Annotated in this window: 17 protein-coding genes; 8 read left to right on the top strand and 9 right to left on the bottom strand. The window is 69.7% G+C overall.

Annotation, left to right across the window (positions count from 1 at the left end; all coding sequences use genetic code 11):
* Positions 1-5: 5 nt before the first annotated feature.
* Positions 6-944: a MerR family transcriptional regulator gene (locus tag ABD932_RS27275; protein ID WP_345016226.1), complete on the bottom strand. Its 939-nt coding sequence runs from the start codon at positions 942-944 to the stop codon at positions 6-8.
* Positions 945-1,141: 197 nt separating this feature from the next.
* Positions 1,142-1,537: a superoxide dismutase, Ni gene (sodN, locus tag ABD932_RS27280; protein WP_059192389.1), complete on the bottom strand. Its 396-nt coding sequence runs from the start codon at positions 1,535-1,537 to the stop codon at positions 1,142-1,144.
* Between the two features lie 145 nt (positions 1,538-1,682).
* Here sodN and sodX point away from each other — a divergent pair, with 145 nt between their 5' ends.
* A complete protein-coding gene (sodX, locus tag ABD932_RS27285) occupies positions 1,683-2,117 on the top strand; it encodes a nickel-type superoxide dismutase maturation protease (protein ID WP_345016433.1) in 435 nt (144 codons plus the stop codon).
* Here sodX and ABD932_RS27290 read toward each other — a convergent pair.
* Positions 2,021-2,650: a CGNR zinc finger domain-containing protein gene (locus tag ABD932_RS27290; RefSeq protein ID WP_126395015.1), complete on the bottom strand. Its 630-nt coding sequence runs from the start codon at positions 2,648-2,650 to the stop codon at positions 2,021-2,023. The genes sodX and ABD932_RS27290 overlap by 97 nt on opposite strands.
* A 99-nt stretch (positions 2,651-2,749) precedes the next feature.
* Between ABD932_RS27290 and ABD932_RS27295 the strand changes: the two genes are divergently transcribed.
* Complete coding sequence (locus ABD932_RS27295; protein WP_345016231.1) at positions 2,750-3,517, top strand: class I SAM-dependent methyltransferase; 768 nt, start codon at positions 2,750-2,752, stop codon at positions 3,515-3,517.
* A gap of 264 nt (positions 3,518-3,781) precedes the next feature.
* Here the strand turns inward: ABD932_RS27295 and ABD932_RS27300 are convergent, their stop codons facing one another.
* Genes ABD932_RS27300 through ABD932_RS27310 form a run of 3 tightly spaced genes read right to left on the bottom strand, consistent with a single transcriptional unit; the run spans position 3,782 to position 6,480 of the window.
* Positions 3,782-4,543, bottom strand: a complete 762-nt coding sequence (locus ABD932_RS27300; RefSeq protein WP_345016233.1) for an amino acid ABC transporter ATP-binding protein — start codon at positions 4,541-4,543, stop codon at positions 3,782-3,784.
* Positions 4,540-5,484: an amino acid ABC transporter permease gene (locus ABD932_RS27305; RefSeq protein WP_345016235.1), complete on the bottom strand. Its 945-nt coding sequence runs from the start codon at positions 5,482-5,484 to the stop codon at positions 4,540-4,542. The genes ABD932_RS27300 and ABD932_RS27305 overlap by 4 nt, the downstream gene beginning before the upstream one ends.
* Before the next feature lie 36 nt (positions 5,485-5,520).
* Positions 5,521-6,480: an ABC transporter substrate-binding protein gene (locus tag ABD932_RS27310; RefSeq protein ID WP_345016237.1), complete on the bottom strand. Its 960-nt coding sequence runs from the start codon at positions 6,478-6,480 to the stop codon at positions 5,521-5,523.
* Positions 6,481-7,126: 646 nt separating this feature from the next.
* Here ABD932_RS27310 and ABD932_RS27315 point away from each other — a divergent pair.
* The 4 genes from ABD932_RS27315 to ABD932_RS27330 all read left to right on the top strand — a co-directional run bounded on the left by ABD932_RS27315 (position 7,127) and on the right by ABD932_RS27330 (position 10,389).
* Positions 7,127-8,350 carry an NAD(P)-dependent malic enzyme gene (locus ABD932_RS27315; RefSeq protein WP_345016238.1) on the top strand — a complete coding sequence of 408 codons (1,224 nt, stop codon included), beginning with the start codon at positions 7,127-7,129 and terminating at the stop codon, positions 8,348-8,350.
* A gap of 192 nt (positions 8,351-8,542) precedes the next feature.
* The gene (locus tag ABD932_RS27320) at positions 8,543-9,505 is read left to right on the top strand and encodes a zinc-binding dehydrogenase (RefSeq protein ID WP_345016240.1); all 963 of its coding nucleotides are present in this window, start codon (positions 8,543-8,545) and stop codon (positions 9,503-9,505) included.
* Positions 9,506-9,616: 111 nt separating this feature from the next.
* Complete coding sequence (locus ABD932_RS27325; protein WP_062155215.1) at positions 9,617-9,826, top strand: helix-turn-helix domain-containing protein; 210 nt, start codon at positions 9,617-9,619, stop codon at positions 9,824-9,826.
* A complete protein-coding gene (locus tag ABD932_RS27330; protein ID WP_345016244.1) occupies positions 9,826-10,389 on the top strand; it encodes a Clp protease N-terminal domain-containing protein in 564 nt (187 codons plus the stop codon). The genes ABD932_RS27325 and ABD932_RS27330 overlap by 1 nt, the downstream gene beginning before the upstream one ends.
* 136 nt (positions 10,390-10,525) lie before the next feature.
* Here ABD932_RS27330 and ABD932_RS27335 read toward each other — a convergent pair whose 3' ends face one another.
* Complete coding sequence (locus ABD932_RS27335) at positions 10,526-11,575, bottom strand: PadR family transcriptional regulator (RefSeq protein ID WP_345016246.1); 1,050 nt, start codon at positions 11,573-11,575, stop codon at positions 10,526-10,528.
* A gap of 1 nt (position 11,576) precedes the next feature.
* Complete coding sequence (locus ABD932_RS27340; RefSeq protein WP_345016248.1) at positions 11,577-12,671, bottom strand: DUF4097 family beta strand repeat-containing protein; 1,095 nt, start codon at positions 12,669-12,671, stop codon at positions 11,577-11,579.
* 169 nt (positions 12,672-12,840) lie between these two features.
* On the opposite strand from ABD932_RS27340, the gene ABD932_RS27345 reads away from it, so the two are divergent.
* The gene (locus ABD932_RS27345) at positions 12,841-13,683 is read left to right on the top strand and encodes a hypothetical protein (RefSeq protein WP_345016250.1); all 843 of its coding nucleotides are present in this window, start codon (positions 12,841-12,843) and stop codon (positions 13,681-13,683) included.
* A 153-nt stretch (positions 13,684-13,836) separates the two neighbouring features.
* Here ABD932_RS27345 and ABD932_RS27350 read toward each other — a convergent pair whose 3' ends face one another.
* Complete coding sequence (locus tag ABD932_RS27350) at positions 13,837-14,019, bottom strand: DUF6104 family protein (protein WP_003997970.1); 183 nt, start codon at positions 14,017-14,019, stop codon at positions 13,837-13,839.
* 127 nt (positions 14,020-14,146) lie between these two features.
* Here ABD932_RS27350 and ABD932_RS27355 point away from each other — a divergent pair, with 127 nt between their 5' ends.
* A complete protein-coding gene (locus ABD932_RS27355; RefSeq protein ID WP_345016254.1) occupies positions 14,147-15,136 on the top strand; it encodes a hypothetical protein in 990 nt (329 codons plus the stop codon).
* Positions 15,137-15,155: the final 19 nt, after the last annotated feature.

Below are 15,155 nucleotides of genomic sequence, written 5' to 3' on the forward strand. Positions count from 1 at the left end.
TCGCGTCATCGAGCCGTTCGCAGGCGAAGGGCCGTGACCGACCAGTCGAGCGCCGGTGTCAGGCGTTCCGGGGCCGGCCAGCCGTTGACCAGGGCGAGCAGGTGGAAGTACCGGTCGCGGCGCGGATCGTTCGCGGCCGTCAGACGCCGCAGCATCCATCGACGCAGTGCACTGCCGTCGGGACGGCCCATGGTGCGCGCGCAGTCCGCGGTGAGCGCTGCGACAACGTGGTCGGCCTGGGGCGATTGCGGGGTGATTCCGCAGGAGAGGGCCGGCCTCGCATGGTCACGGGCGAGCGCGACGACGTCGGGGCGCGGCCGCCCGGAGCCGCTGTCGGACAGGTCGGTCGCGTGGTCCTGGGCCCCACGCCGCACACCGGCGCGGAAGTCCGGGTCCAGAGACAGTTCCGCCAACTCCACCCACGCCTCGAGCTGTTCCTCCGTCGGGTCGTCGGGGAGTTCGGGCGCCATGGAGCGTCGGGCACCGGCGTGGCGGGGACCGCCGTCGAGACCCGTGAAGACGGTGTCGAGGAAGTCGTCGGTCAGGCGTCGACGTTCGGCTTCGGTGAGTCGGGCCAGCCGGTGCATGCGTTCCATCTCCTCAGGTGTGGGGCTGCGCTTGGCCACGGCCGTCAGCACCGCCCGCCGCAGGCGCAGGATGCCGATCTGTGCCTCCAGCGCCGCGACGTGCTGCGCGGCGACGTCGCCGAGCGTCAGTTCGCGGTCCACGACCTGCCGGATCGCGTCGAGGCCGAGTCCCAGTTCGCGCAGCGTCCGCACGAGTGCCAGTCGCGCGACGGCGTCCGGGCCGTAGCGGCGATGGCCGGCGGCGGTGCGGTCGGTGGGCACCACGATGCCGCGATCGGAGTAGAACCGGATGGTCTTCACCGACAGCCCGGTGCGCCGGGCCAGTTCACCGATCGAGCAGAGGGTGCCGTCGTCCATGACCCCACCTTCGGCTCTCCCCCTACGGGAGACTCAAGCCCGTACGCCGATTTCCACACACCCGCACGGTGACTCACGGAGAAAAAAAGACCGCACCCGGACCGTCATGGACGCCGTTCTCGGCGCCCCGCGGACCGGGTGCGGACAGGCAGGCGATGCGACCCGCTGAATCGCGGGTCAGACGGCCTGGCCGGAGATCAAGCCTTCTTGGTCTCCCAGAAGATCTTGTCGATCTGGGCGATGTAGTCCAGAGCCTTCTGACCGGTGGCCGGGTCGGTCGACGCCTTGGCGGCCGAGAGGGCCTTCAGGGTGTCGTTGACCAACTGGTGCAGCTCCGGGTACTTCTCGAAGTGCGGGGGCTTGAAGTAGTCGCTCCAGAGCACCGAGACGTGGTGCTTCGCGAGCTCGGCGCGCTGCTCCTTGATGACCGTGGCACGCGCCTGGAAGTGCGGGTCGTCGTTGGCGGCAATCTTTTCCTGTACGGCCTTCACCGACTCCGCCTCGATGCGGGCCTGGGCCGGGTCGTACACACCGCAGGGCAGGTCGCAGTGCGCGCTGACCTTGACCTTGGGGGCAAACAGGCGGGAAAGCATGGAGCATTCCTTCCTCGTGATCGTCTTCTCAGGTGGGACATTACTCCCTGCAAGACGGGTTTTCGCGGGTGCCCCCATGGGCTTAGGACAAAAGTCCAGGGTCAGACTGAGACTGGTGGAGGACCGTACCGGGGAGGTGCCGGGGATGCCGGAGTTGTCGCAGGAGACCGAGCGCGGGCGGGCCGGCCGGCCCTTCGGGTGGGCCGAGGTGACCGGACCGTCGATGGTGCCCACGCTGTACCACGGCGATCTGCTCGTGGTGGTGCACCGGGGCCGGATCAGGGCCGGCGACGTCGTCATCCTGCGTCACCCGTTCCAGCAGGACCTGCTGGTCGTCAAGCGTGCCGCGGAGCGCCGCGACGGCGGCTGGTGGGTGCTCGGGGACAACACCTACGCCGGGGGCGACAGCAGCGACTACGGGGTCGTGCCGGACGAGCTGATCCTGGGCAAGGTCCGCTTCCGGTACCGGCCGCGCAAGCCCGATCAGCGCTCGCCGTTCGCGCTGGCGCGCTGGGCACTGTCGGCCGTACGGCCCGTCTTCGCCGACCGGTCGGCCTCCAGGCGCTTGCGGGCGCGGTAGGCGGCCACATTGGCGCGGGTCGCGCAGCGGTCCGAGCAGTAGCGCCGGGAGCGGTTGGTGGACGTGTCCAGGTAGGCGTTGCGACACGGGGCCGCCTCGCACAGGCCCAGACGGTCGACGCCGTACTCCGTCAGATGGAATGCCAGGCCCATCGCCGCGATCGCCGCGTAGCCCGCGGTCGCGTTCGACGGGTGGTCCGCCAGGTGCATGTGCCACAGGGGGCGGCCGTCGTCGTCCCGGAAGTCGTGGCCGGAGATCTGCGGGCTCACCGGGAACTCCAGGAGGAGCGAGTTCAGCAGGTTCACCGCCAGGGTCTCGTCGCCCTTGTCCGCCGCCTCGAAGACCGCCCTGAGTCGCGCGCGGACCGAGCGGAAGCGGGTCACGTCGGCGTCGGTGGCACGGCGGCCCGCCTCCTGGCTGACGCCGAACAGATCGCGGACGGCCTCGACCGAGGTCAGCGAGTCCTTGCCCCGGGCCGGGTCCTCGCTGTTGACGAGTCGTACGGCGTAATCCGAGTAATAGGCCAGTTCCACTTGTAGTCCTTACGGAGGCGTTCTATCGTCGTGGTGCGGTCGGGTAACAGCTGATCGTGCTTCCAGGGTATTACGTGACGCGCGCGATGGAGGGGCTCGATGACGGACACGTCCACGACGACGATCGGTGCCGACTGGCCGGCCTGGCAGGAGAGCTGGGACCGGCAGCAGGAGTGGTACATGCCCGACCGCGAGGAGCGCTTCCGGATCATGCTCGACATGGTCGAGGCCCTCGTCGGCCCCGCCCCGCGCGTGCTCGATCTCGCGTGCGGCACGGGAAGTATCACGGCCCGGCTGCTCACCCGGTTCCCGAAGGCCACCAGCACGGGCGTCGACCTCGACCCGGCGCTCCTGGCCATCGCCGAGGGCACCTTCGCCGGCGACGACCGGGTCGGGTTCGTCACGGCCGACCTCAAGGACCCCGAGTGGCCGGCGAAGCTGCCGTACGACTCGTACGACGCCGTCCTGACCGCCACGGCCCTGCACTGGCTGCACAGCGAACCCCTCGCGGCCCTCTACGGTCAGGTCGCGGAGCTCGTCCGCGACGGCGGTGTCTTCCTGAACGCGGACCACATGATCGACGACTCGACGCCCCGGATCAACGCGGCCGAGCGCGCCCAGCGCCACGTGCGCATGGATCAGGCCAAGGCGGGGGTCCTCGACTGGTCCGAGTGGTGGCAGTTGGCGGCCGAGGATCCGGTCCTGGCCGGGCCCACGGCCCGCCGCTTCGAGATCTACGGCGAACACGCCGACGGCGACATGCCGCCCGTCGCGTGGCACGTGCGCGTGCTGCGCGAGAAGGGCTTCGGGGAGGCACGGCCGGTGTGGTGCTCGCCCTCGGACACGCTGTTGCTGGCGCTTAAGTGACCCGATCCCCTTGAGGGGAAAACCCCGCTCGGTCCCGACCGGCCCAGCCTGCTGGGCGTGGCCTGCTTCTACTCCGAAGGGGACAAGATCACGGTCCAGGGCATCCGGGCGGACGGAATGCGCTACGACGAGACCAATCCGATCACCGCCTGGACGTCCGGCCGACAGGAATTCGTATTCCGCCCGGCGCAACGCACGCACTTCGGCCCCGCCAAAAGAATTGGCGGGGCCGACGTGTTGTTCGGCTCGTGGTTCTCGTGGTTCCTACAGCACCTTGGACAGGAATGCCTGCGTCCGCTCGTGCTGCGGGTTCGTCAGGACGTCGCGCGGGTTGCCGGACTCCACGACCACGCCGCCGTCCATGAAGACCAGGCTGTCGCCGACCTCGCGGGCGAAGCCCATCTCGTGGGTGACGACGACCATCGTCATGCCCGACTCGGCGAGGTCGCGCATGACGTCGAGGACGTCACCGACCAGCTCCGGGTCGAGGGCCGAGGTCGGCTCGTCGAAGAGCATCAGCTTCGGGTCCATCGCCAGAGCGCGGGCGATGGCCACGCGCTGCTGCTGGCCGCCGGAGAGCTGGGAGGGGTAGTTCCCGGCCTTGTCGGCGAGGCCGACGCGGTCCAGAAGCTCCTTCGCGCGCTCCTTGGCCTGGTTCCTGCTCACACCCTTGACCTGGACCGGCGCCTCCATGACGTTCTCGGTGGCCGTCATGTGCGGGAACAGGTTGAACCGCTGGAACACCATCCCGATGTCCCGGCGCTTCAGCGCGACCTCGCTGTCCTTGAGCTCGTACAGCTTGTCGCCCTTCTGGCGGTAGCCGACCAGCTCGCCGTCGACGTACAGCCGTCCGGCGTTGATCTTCTCCAGGTGGTTGATGCAGCGCAGGAACGTCGACTTGCCGGAGCCGGAGGGGCCGATGAGGCAGAACACCTCGCCGGACTTCACCTCCAGGTCGATGCCCTTGAGCACCTCGACCAGCCCGAAGGACTTGTGGACGCCTTCGGCCTTCACCATGGCGGTCATGCGGCACCTCCCGCCGACGAACGGTTCGACAGGGACAGCAGGTTCGCCCTGATCTTCTGCAGCGGCGTCGCCGGCAGACTGCGGCTGGAGCCCCGGGCGTAGTACCTCTCCAGGTAGTACTGGCCGACGCTGAAGATCGACGTCAGCAGCAGGTACCAGGCCGCGGCGAGGAACAGCATCTCGGCCGGGGCGCCGGAGGTCTGGCCGATGTCCTGGGCGACGCGCAGCAACTCGGAGTACTGGACGACGGACACCAGCGAGGTCGTCTTCAGCATGTTGATGACCTCGTTGCCCGTCGGCGGCACGATCACGCGCATCGCCTGCGGGATGACGATCCGGCGCAGCGTCTTGGCGTGGCTCATGCCCAGCGCGTGCGCGGCCTCGGTCTGGCCCTCGTCGACCGCGAGCAGACCGGCGCGGCAGATCTCCGCCATGTACGCGGCCTCGTTGAGGCCCAGGCCGAGCAGCGCCGTCAGGAACGGGGTCATGAAGTCCGACCACTCGTCCTTGTAGAACGGGCCGAGGTTGATGGTCTCGAAGACCAGCCCCAGGTTGAACCAGACGATGAGCTGGACCAGGACCGGGGTCCCGCGGAAGAACCAGATGTAGAACCACGCGATGGACGAGGTCACGGGGTTCTTCGACAGGCGCATCACGGCCAGCACGATGCCGCCGATGATGCCGATCGCCATGGACAGCACGGTCAGCAGGAGCGTCTTGCCCACACCGCTGAGGATGCGGTCGTTGAAGAAGTAGTCCGGGATCGCACCCCAGTTGATCTTGCCCTGGGAGAACGCGTAGACGATGCCGCCCAGCAGGGCGAGCGCGATGACGGCGGTGATGTACCGCCCGTAGTGGCGGACCGGGATGGCCTTGATCGCCTCCGGACCGGCCGGCGGAGTGTCCGCCGGCCCGTCCGACTTGTCGATGTCAACAGTCACAGGTGTTGCCTTTCAGTGCCCGCTGTTCTGGTGCGGTCACTTGCCGCCGTTGATGGTGGCTTCCTTCACCGCGCCGTCCTCGACGCCCCACTTCTTGATGACCTTGTCGTACTCGCCGCTGGCGATGATTGCTTCCAGGGCGGCCTGCAGGGCGTCCCGCAGCTGGGTGTCGTTCTTGGCGACCGCGATGCCGTAGGGAGCGGCCTCGACCTGCTCGCCGACGAGCTGGAAGTCGTTGCCTCCGCCGGAGGTCTTCACGGCGTACGCGGCGACCGGGAAGTCGGAGGATCCGGCGTCCGCGCCGCCCGCGCGCAGGCGGGTCTGGGCCTGCTGGTCGTTGTCGAACGCCTCGATGGAGATCGTCTTGCCGCCGGTGCACTTCTTGGCCTCGGCCTTGGCAAGGTCCTCGGAGACCGTGCCGCGCTGCACGACGATCTTCTTGCCGCACAGGTCCGACCAGGTCTTGATGTCGGTGTTCTTGCCCTTCTGGGTGTAGATCGAGACACCGGCCGTGAAGTAGTCGACGAAGTCGACGCCTTCACCGACCTTCTTGCCGGTCTCGGAGTCGATGCCCTCCTGGCGGTCCTTCGTGTCGGTCATCGCGGACATGGCGATGTCGTAGCGGTCCGAGCGCAGACCGGTGATCAGGCTGTCGAAGGTGCCGTTCTCGAACTCGAACGTCACGCCGAGCTGCTTGCCCATGGCGGCGGCGAGGTCGGGGTCGATGCCGACCGTCTTGCCGGCGCTGTCCTTGAACTCGACCGGCGCGTACGCGATGTCCGAGCCGACCTTGATGACGCCCTTGTCGCGGATCTCCTTGGGCAGCTTGTCGGCGAGCGGCGCCGCGCTCGTCGCGGTGTCGGTGCTCCCCGAGCCGTTGTCCTTGGTCTGGTCACCGCAGCCGGTGAGAATCAGGGCGCCTGCGACCGCGATCGAGCCGACCGCTGCCAACCGGGAGCGTGTGGCGGTCGTACGACGGGTGGAGCTTGCGGTCATGGTGGGTTCCTCCGGCGGATGGGTGGAGTTGCCGATGGGGCGGGCGCCTGTCGATGGGGTCGGCAGGGCCTTGGTTTCCTAGGTCGACGAGAGCACACGCCTTCGAGTGTCGCGACCTCGTGTGATTACGGCATCTTGCCATTCGGACTGAGGCATTCAGGGCGCCCGTCATGTCAAAATCGGATAACGGGTTACCCCCGAACCGCCGCAGGTCGGTACATCCTGACCGCACCTTCTGCGGGAATCTGTCCTTCCGGCCGGAAGATCTTCGGTGCATCTCGGGATGTGGACCGGTCGTGCGTGGGGTTTGTGGCCGACGGTTGTTCTTCGTGGTTTCTGGTGTCGATTGTCCGCTTATTTGGTCACGAATCACACCGGTGTCGTCGTCGGGTCGTGTCTGATTCGTGTCCCTCCGCCGGAGTGTTTCCCTTCCTGTCGTGTGATCTTGCACGTATTGGACTCGTCGGCGGCGCCGTCCGTCCGGTAAGAAGGTTCTTTACACCCCTCATCCGGGGCTCAGGGCGCGTGTGCGGCGCGCCGTCGCGTATGACCCGTACGCATCAACAGATCGGGCATGCGTGGTCCCGCCCACCCCTCACCAGGAGTGGTCACCCTCAACCAATGAAGATTTAAGGGGTAAAACAAAGTGGCAGCGGAGATCGTCAATCCTCGCAGCGACAGCAATACGGATCAGGACGGCGAGGTCGAGCCCGTCGATTCCTTCGATCCGGCGTTCGCGCTGCACCGCGGAGGCAAGATGGCCGTGCAGGCCACCGTGCCGGTCCGTGACAAGGACGACCTGTCCCTCGCGTACACCCCCGGCGTCGCGCGCGTGTGCACCGCGATCGCCGAGCAGCCGGAGCTCGTCCACGATTACACGTGGAAGTCGTCCGTCGTGGCCGTGGTCACCGACGGCACGGCGGTGCTCGGGCTCGGGGACATCGGTCCGGAGGCCTCCCTTCCCGTGATGGAAGGCAAGGCGATTCTGTTCAAGCAGTTCGGCGGCGTGGACGCGGTCCCGATCGCCCTCGACTGCACGGACGTCGACGAGATCGTCGAGACGGTGGTGCGCCTCGCCCCGTCCTTCGGCGGCGTCAACCTGGAGGACATCTCGGCGCCGCGGTGCTTCGAGATCGAGCGCAAGCTCCAGGAGCGCCTCGACATTCCCATTTTCCATGACGACCAGCACGGCACGGCGGTCGTGACGCTGGCGGCCCTGCGGAACGCGGCGCGGCTGAGCGGGCGGTCCATCGGGGATCTGCGGGCCGTCATCTCGGGTGCCGGCGCGGCCGGTGTCGCCATCGCGAAGATGCTGGTCGAGGCCGGCATCGGGGACGTGGCCGTCGCCGACCGCAAGGGCGTCGTGTCGGCCGACCGGGAGGACCTCACCTCGGTCAAGCGGGAGCTCGCCGGGTTCACGAACAAGGCGGGTATCACCGGGTCGCTGGAGACGGCTCTGGAAGGTGCGGACGTCTTCATCGGCGTGTCCGGCGGTACGGTGCCCGAGGAGGCGGTGGCCTCCATGGCCGAGGGCGCGTTCGTGTTCGCCATGGCCAACCCGAACCCCGAGGTGCACCCCGACGTCGCGCACAAGTACGCGGCGGTCGTCGCCACCGGGCGGTCGGACTTCCCGAACCAGATCAACAACGTGCTGGCGTTCCCGGGGATCTTCGCCGGGGCGCTGCAGGTGCGGGCCTCGCGGATCACCGAGGGCATGAAGATCGCTGCGGCCGAGGCACTGGCGGCCGTGGTGGGCGACGACCTCGCCGCTGACTACGTGATTCCGTCGCCGTTCGACGAGCGCGTGGCCCCTGCGGTCACCGCGGCGGTCGCGGCTGCGGCTCGTGCGGAGGGCGTTGCTCGGCGCTGACGTGAGTGTCGGTTGAACGGCCCCGTCCGGATGGACGGGGCCGTTCTTTTGTCTGGGGGCGGTTCTTTTGTCGGGGGTGGGCTGTTCGGGTGATTCGGCGGCGGAGGGGGAGGCGGGTACGGGTGGCAAGAGGGCGTGTCTCACAGGGCGCCGTGGTTCCGTCGGTCGGCGGTGCCGCCTATCGTCAACGTCATGTTCGCTGCCTACGCCGCCCGAATCGACCGTGACCAGCCGCTTTCCGGACTGGAGTTGGGGGAGCGACCGGCTCCCGAGGTCCGTCCCGGTTGGAGTGCCGTCAACGTCAAGGCCGCCTCCCTCAACCATCACGACCTGTGGTCGCTGCGGGGCGTGGGTCTCGCGGAGGACAAGTTGCCGATGATCCTCGGGTGTGACGCCGCGGGCGTCGACGAGGACGGCAACGAGGTCGTCCTGCACTCCGTGATCGGACAGAGCGGGCACGGCGTGGGGCCCAAGGAGCCGCGTTCCATTCTGACCGAGCGGTACCAGGGCACGTTCGCGGAGCAGGTGGCCGTGCCGACCTGGAACATCCTGCCCAAGCCCAAGGAGCTCTCCTTCGAAGAGGCTGCCTGTCTGCCGACCGCCTGGCTGACGGCGTACCGGATGCTGTTCACCAACGCGGGGGTGCGGCCCGGGGACTCCGTGCTCGTGCAGGGGGCCGGCGGTGGGGTCGCCACGGCCGCCATCGCGCTCGGCAAGGCCGCGGGTCTGCGGGTCTTCGCCACCAGCCGGGACGAGGCCAAGCGCAAGCGTGCTGTGGAGTTGGGGGCCGTGGAGGCCCTGGAGTCGGGGGCCCGGCTGCCGCAGAGGGTCGATGCCGTGATCGAGACCGTCGGTGCCGCCACGTGGTCGCATTCCGTCAAGTCGCTGAAGCCGGGCGGCACTCTTGTCATTTCCGGTGCCACCAGTGGGGACCGGCCCTCGCACGCCGAGCTCACGCGGATCTTCTTCCTGGAGCTGAAGGTCGTCGGGTCGACCATGGGGACCAAGGACGAGCTGGAGGATCTGCTCTCCTTCTGCGCTGCCACGGGTGTGCGGCCCGTGATCGACGAGGTGCTTCCCATGGACCGGGCCCGTGAGGGCTTCGAGCGGATGGAGTCGGGGGAGCAGTTCGGGAAGATCGTGCTGACCAACTGACGGTTCTGCTGCCGGTCCTTGCGGCGGGTTCGAGGCTCTTCGCCTCGGGCCCGCCGTTCTGTTTGTCAACTGAGGTTGACGTCGGATGGGGTGTCAACGTAAGTTGACATCATGACCGATGCAACAGATCTCGCCGAGCGGGCGGGCGATCGCGATCCGCGGGTCGGACTGCGGGCCGTCGCCGCCCTGCGCCGGTTGCTGGAGCAGTTGGAAGCCGTGCAGGTGCGCAGTGCGCGCAATCAGGGGTGGTCCTGGCAGGAGATCGCCGCGGAACTCGGGGTCAGCAGGCAGGCCGTGCACAAGAAGTACGGGAGGCGTTGATGTTCGAGCGGTTCACGAAGGATGCCCGCGCGGTGGTGACGGGTGCCGTCGAGCATGCCGAGAGGGGTGGGGCGCAGGCCGTCGATGCCGAGCACCTGCTGCTCGCCCTGCTCGATCGGGAAGGGAGTCGGGCCTCGTTCGCGCTCGCCGCGCTCGGGGGCGGGGAGTGGCTGGAGTCCGCGCGGACGGCGTTGGGCGAGGCTCGGCGCCGGGGCGGGCTGTCGCAGGCCGAGGCCGAGGCGTTGGCCGGGTTGGGGATCGATGTGGGGGAGATCGTCGCCCGGGTCGAGGAGGTGCACGGTGTCGGGGCGATGTCCGGGGACCGGAAGGACCGGAGGTGGTGGTCGGGGCACCGTTCGTTCAGCAGGGCCGCCAAGGACGTGCTGGAGCGGGCGCTGCGCATCGCCGTCGCCCGGCGGGACCGGCACATCGGTGACGAGCACATCCTGCTGGCCCTCACCGGCCGACCCGGGGTGCCCGCCGAGGTTCTCGCCGATCGCGGGGTGACGTACGAGTCCGTGACTCGGGTGCTGTACGGCGGGGGAGAGGCCAAGGCCGGTTGACGCCGCGGCGGTTGGCGGGCGGGGGCGAGAGGGCGGCGCGGCGCCGGGGTGCCGGACCCGGCGGTGGACGTGCCGTTTCCGGGCGGGCCCTGGGCAGTCGGCCGAGGTGGTGGCCGTACTGCCCAGGAGACCGATGTCAGGGCCTCGGCGTGCGCAGTAGCGCCCCGATGTGGGCCGCCGCCGTCGACAAGTGGCGGCGGGCGTCGCGGAGTTGGTCCGCCGTCACGCCGTGATCCCTTGCCGCGTCGCGGATGTCGTCGCGGAAGCGGTCGAGCAGCCGGTCCAGGTCACGGGCGGGATCGCCGCCGGGGGCCTCGTGGGCCCAGGCGGGTTCGTAGTCGGCGGGGAAGTCCTCCGGGGTCTCGGAGTAGTCGGGCCGCTGCTGCGCCGACTTGGCGGAGCCCTGGCGGCCGAAGCCGAAGTCCCTGCCGAACTCCTTCCCGAAGTCCTTGCCGAAGTCGCCGAACTCCTTGGCCAGTTCCGTCAGGCCCTCCCGCACTCCCGTCGGCCAGTCGCCGCGGGCGAAGTGGTCCTGTACGTGCTCCTGGACCCGGCGGGCGATGCGCTGGACCTCCTCCTGGGCCTGGGCCCGGGCGTGGTCCTGGGCCTCCTTGGCCTGGCGCCGGGCGCGCTGTGCCTCCTCGCGGGCACGGCGGCTCTCGTCCTTGGCGCGGCGGGCCTGTTCCTTCCACTCCTGCTTGGCGCGGCGCATCTCCTCCTTGGCGGCGCGCCACGCCTCCTTGTCGGTGTAGTCCGAGAAGTCGCCGAAGGGCGTGTCCGCCTTGGTGCCGTTCCCCTTGCGGGCCTCGGTCGCCGCCGCACGCATCTCGCGCCGCAGATCGCCCGCCGCGCCGCGCACATCGGCCCGGATCTCGGCGGCGAGTTCGGCGACCGACTCCCTGATCTCCAGCTCCAGGTCGGCCAACTCGCCGCTGCGGTCGGCCAGTTCCGCGCGACCGGCGTCCGTGATGGCGTACACCTTGCGGCCGCCCTCGGTGGTGTGGGTGACCAGGCCCTCGGCCTCCAGCTTGGCCAGCCGGGGGTAGACGGTGCCGGCCGACGGTGCGTACAGCCCCTGGAAGCGCTCTTCGAGGAGGCGGATCACCTCGTAGCCGTGGCGCGGGGCCTCGTCCAGCAGCTTCAGCAGGTAGAGGCGGAGGCGGCCATGGGCGAAGACGGGGGGCATGTCAGAGCACCTTCTTGTCGGTCGTGCCGTCGGCCGGGGCGTTGGTCGGGGCGTCTGTCGGGTCATCGCTCTGGCCGGAGACGGAATTGTCCCCCGAACTGTGCGGTGTGCTGTTCACCGGGTCGGCCGTCGTGTCCGTGATCGGTGTGTCCGTGATCGTCGAGTCCGCGGTCGTCGTGTCCGAGGTAGCCGATTCCGGGGTAGCCGATTCCGAGGCAGCCGGGTCTGCGGTAGTCGAGTCCGTGGCCGGCTCGGGCTCCTCCCAGGCCTCCGCCTCCCACGGCTCGTCCTCCTTCGGCGGGCGGCGCAGCAGGGCGATCGAGCCGGAGACCGTCGTCGCGCGGAGCTTGCCGGTGCCGGCGCCGAGACGGCCGGTGATCTTGTGAGCACCCCACTGGCCGTGCACCCGGAGGCCCTCGAAGGCGTTGGAGATCGTGCCGCTCGCGGTGTTGGCCTCGACGTCGGCGTCGGCCGGGGCCGGCAGGCGGATGGCGATCTCGCCGGAGACACTGGTCAGCCGGATGTCGGTCGGGCCGTCCGGGTCGAGGTCGACGATCATGGAGCCGCTCACGGAGTCGGCCTTCACCGAGGAACCGGATCCCTCGACGACCGTGAGGTCACCGGAGATGGAGTTGAAGCGCAGGTCGCCGGTGACGGCCTGGGCCTCCAGATTCCCGGAGACGGTGTCGGCGCGGACCGGGCCCTGCAGGCCCACGAGCGTCGTGTCACCGGTGACGCCCTTGACCACCGACGGGCCGTGGAGCCCGGAGACCACCGCCCCGGCCCCGATCACGCCCACCTCTACCCGGGTCTCGGCCGGCACCGCCAGGGACACCACCACGCTGCGCCGCCAGCCCTTGCGGTCGAGCCACTTGAGGAAGCCCTTCCAGGGCAGGTCCTCGTACGCCACAGTCAGCGTGCCGTCCTGCTGGGTCACCACCAAGGGCGGGCCCTCGATCTCGGAGACCTCCAGCCGGGCGGAACCTTCGTCCGTCCCCACGACGTTCACCGTTCCGTTGACGATGCGCACCTGGAGCTCGCTCACCGGCTCGTCGAAGGTGAGCTTCCTGGGCTCGGCTACGGACCACTCGGACATGCGCGGACCTCCTGGGCGACCGGACACGGCCGCACGGGCCGGACCTGAACACGACACGCCATATCGCGTCTTCCGTAAATCACGATATATCGCGGCCGGGGAAAGTCAAGGCACTCGTTCTGGTGATCACAAATCACGTGAGGCGGACAAACCGGCCTAGCGTGTTGTCATGCCGTCGGAAGAGTCCAGGACCGCCCGCCAGGCCCGACCCGCCCCGGGCGCCCTGCTGCTCTGCCGCGCGGAGCCCGAATCCGTCGCCTCCGCCGCCCAGCTGCTGCGCGAGCACATGCTCCTCGCGGCGGCCGGCGAGGAGTGGAGCGTGCTCGTCCCCGAGGGCAGACCCTGGCAGGAGGGCGGCGAACCGGTCGACCGCGTCCTCACCGGCTGGGCCACCGCACTCGCCGTCGCCCATCCCTGGCTCGTCCTCGCGCTCTGGTGGGACGCCGACCGTGCCGGATTCACCCTCGCCTCCGGCTTCCGCCGTCCCGTCGGGTACGTCTGGCTCACCAACGGCACCCCGGCCGGCGAGGACGAGGCCATGCGCACCTTCGCCGGCCGGCTCGGCCTCGATCCGGTTCTCGACATGCAGTCCCTCGACGAGCTGACGCGCCCCGACAGCGCGGCCGACGCACGGGCACGCATGCGTGGCCTCATCGCCGTCCTCACGCGCGCGGGCGTGTCCCTGCCGCCCGGCCTCGTCCCTGGCGAAAGCGCCGAGAGCCTCCACGAGGCGGTCCACGACCAGCCGCACGTACGGATCGAGTGGGCGGGCTGGCGCAACGCCTTCCGCGCGGAGCTCGACGCCGTCGAGGGCGGCCGCCTCGGCCCCTGGCTGCCCTGGGCGGGCGGCCCCAAGGCCCGCGCGCTCGCCCTCGCCCAGGTGGCGGCTGGTCTGCCGCTCACGGCCTGGGGGCTACGACGCCGCAGCGGTGGCTGGATCGTCGCGGGCGCGGTGCTGCTGGCCCACGGTGCGCTGGGGCTGGCGTACAGCGCGGTGCGGCCGCTGGACTGACGTCCCTACCGGTCGCCGTACGAAGCAGCCGCTGTATGAAGCAGTCGCCGTACGAACAGCCGCCGTGCGAAAAAGTCGCCGTACGAAACAAAAGGGCGCCCCACACCGGGGCGCCCCGAGAACGACCCACCCCCACCGAGGGCGGCCGAGCTCCTAAACGTCGTCGTCCTCGTCGTCCAGCCGGGCCAGCCAGGTCGCCAGCCGCTCCACCGGTACCTCGAAGTCCGGGTTCAGGTCGACGAAGGTGCGCAGCTGCTCGGCCAGCCACTCGAAGGTGATCTCCTCCTCGCCGCGCCGCTTCTCCAGTTCTTCGATGCCTCGGTCGGTGAAGTACATGCAGTGAGGATAAGTCCTGCCCGCCACGCGTGCGTGCCGGGCCCGCGCCGTGCGTGCGAGGCACCCGTCCGGCCCGTGGAACACTTGGTCGGCGAGAGGTTGTCCACCCCTACGGAGACGGATCTTCATGGGCACGCGCTTCGAGCAAGTACCCCTTGTCGGGACGGGGCTTGACCCGGCGGGGGACATCGACGGCTGGCTGGCCTCCGTGCCGGTGCATGCCCTGGTCGAGGCGTTCTCCAGCACCGGGCAGGACCTTGAACTGGCCCGCGATCTCGCCGCCGAGAAGGGCGATGTGGCCGAGCGCCTGGCGCGGCTCGACGCCTTCACCGACCGGTGGGACACCCGCCGGGGCCGGGAGCGCAACCAGGCCGACGAACTGCCGATGCGGCCGGACCAGGAGGAGCTGGTGACGGCGGCGGCCGAGGCGCTCGGCATGTGCGGCGGCACACGGCTCCGGTACGACCGCTACGACCACGTCCTCATGCTCGGCGGGCTCGTCCGCGCCTGCCTGGTGCGCACGGCGCACGCCGCCCATCTGATCCGGAGCGGCCAGGTGACCGCAGGTTCGGTGACCGCCCTCGGCGGCCACCGGCCCTTCGTGGGCGACGAGTTCGAGCTCGCCGCCCGGGCGGGGGCGCCCGAACTCGCCGAGGAGTACGAGGCGATGGACTTCGGCACGCGCAGGGCCTTCGGGCTCGGGGCGCCCGAGTCCGTGGAGGGCGAGAAGTCCGAACTCCCGGGCGGGACCTGGGGAGTGCGCCACTACCGTGCGGCCGACGGGACGCCCGTGCAGGTCGTGGCCGCGCCCTCCAGCGAGCCGGAGCGGCGTCGTGCGGACACCCCGGACAGCTATGCGTTCTTCGCCGAACACATCGCCGCGCTGCAGCCGGGGGAGCGGCTGCTGCTGGTGACCACGTCCATCTATGTGCCGGCCCAGCACGCGGCCGCCGTACGGATGCTGAAGCTGCCGTTCGGGGTGGAGGTGGACACCGTCGGGAACGAGCCGGGGGCGGTGGCGGGGATGGCTCCGCACCAGTTCACCGCGACGAAGTATCTGCTCGAAGTGCGGTCCACCGTGCGGTCGTTGGTGCGGCTGGCGGAGGTGTTGAGTTAGTCGGCCGGCAGGCTCGGGT

This window comes from Streptomyces shaanxiensis (genome assembly GCF_039537145.1).
Taxonomy (GTDB): domain Bacteria; phylum Actinomycetota; class Actinomycetes; order Streptomycetales; family Streptomycetaceae; genus Streptomyces; species Streptomyces shaanxiensis.

Excerpts from the sequence above, each read along its gene's own strand:
- ABD932_RS27275 (WP_345016226.1), bottom strand. The coding sequence starts at position 944 with ATGGACGACGGCACCCTCTGCTCGATCGGTGAACTGGCCCGGCGCACC.
- sodN (WP_059192389.1), bottom strand. The coding sequence starts at position 1,537 with ATGCTTTCCCGCCTGTTTGCCCCCAAGGTCAAGGTCAGCGCGCACTGC.
- sodX (WP_345016433.1), top strand. The coding sequence starts at position 1,683 with ATGCCGGAGTTGTCGCAGGAGACCGAGCGCGGGCGGGCCGGCCGGCCC.
- ABD932_RS27295 (WP_345016231.1), top strand. The coding sequence starts at position 2,750 with ATGACGGACACGTCCACGACGACGATCGGTGCCGACTGGCCGGCCTGG.
- ABD932_RS27300 (WP_345016233.1), bottom strand. The coding sequence starts at position 4,543 with ATGACCGCCATGGTGAAGGCCGAAGGCGTCCACAAGTCCTTCGGGCTG.
- ABD932_RS27310 (WP_345016237.1), bottom strand. The coding sequence starts at position 6,480 with ATGACCGCAAGCTCCACCCGTCGTACGACCGCCACACGCTCCCGGTTG.
- ABD932_RS27320 (WP_345016240.1), top strand. The coding sequence starts at position 8,543 with ATGTTCGCTGCCTACGCCGCCCGAATCGACCGTGACCAGCCGCTTTCC.
- ABD932_RS27325 (WP_062155215.1), top strand. The coding sequence starts at position 9,617 with ATGACCGATGCAACAGATCTCGCCGAGCGGGCGGGCGATCGCGATCCG.
- ABD932_RS27330 (WP_345016244.1), top strand. The coding sequence starts at position 9,826 with ATGTTCGAGCGGTTCACGAAGGATGCCCGCGCGGTGGTGACGGGTGCC.
- ABD932_RS27335 (WP_345016246.1), bottom strand. The coding sequence starts at position 11,575 with ATGCCCCCCGTCTTCGCCCATGGCCGCCTCCGCCTCTACCTGCTGAAG.
- ABD932_RS27340 (WP_345016248.1), bottom strand. The coding sequence starts at position 12,671 with ATGTCCGAGTGGTCCGTAGCCGAGCCCAGGAAGCTCACCTTCGACGAG.
- ABD932_RS27345 (WP_345016250.1), top strand. The coding sequence starts at position 12,841 with ATGCCGTCGGAAGAGTCCAGGACCGCCCGCCAGGCCCGACCCGCCCCG.
- ABD932_RS27350 (WP_003997970.1), bottom strand. The coding sequence starts at position 14,019 with ATGTACTTCACCGACCGAGGCATCGAAGAACTGGAGAAGCGGCGCGGC.
- ABD932_RS27355 (WP_345016254.1), top strand. The coding sequence starts at position 14,147 with ATGGGCACGCGCTTCGAGCAAGTACCCCTTGTCGGGACGGGGCTTGAC.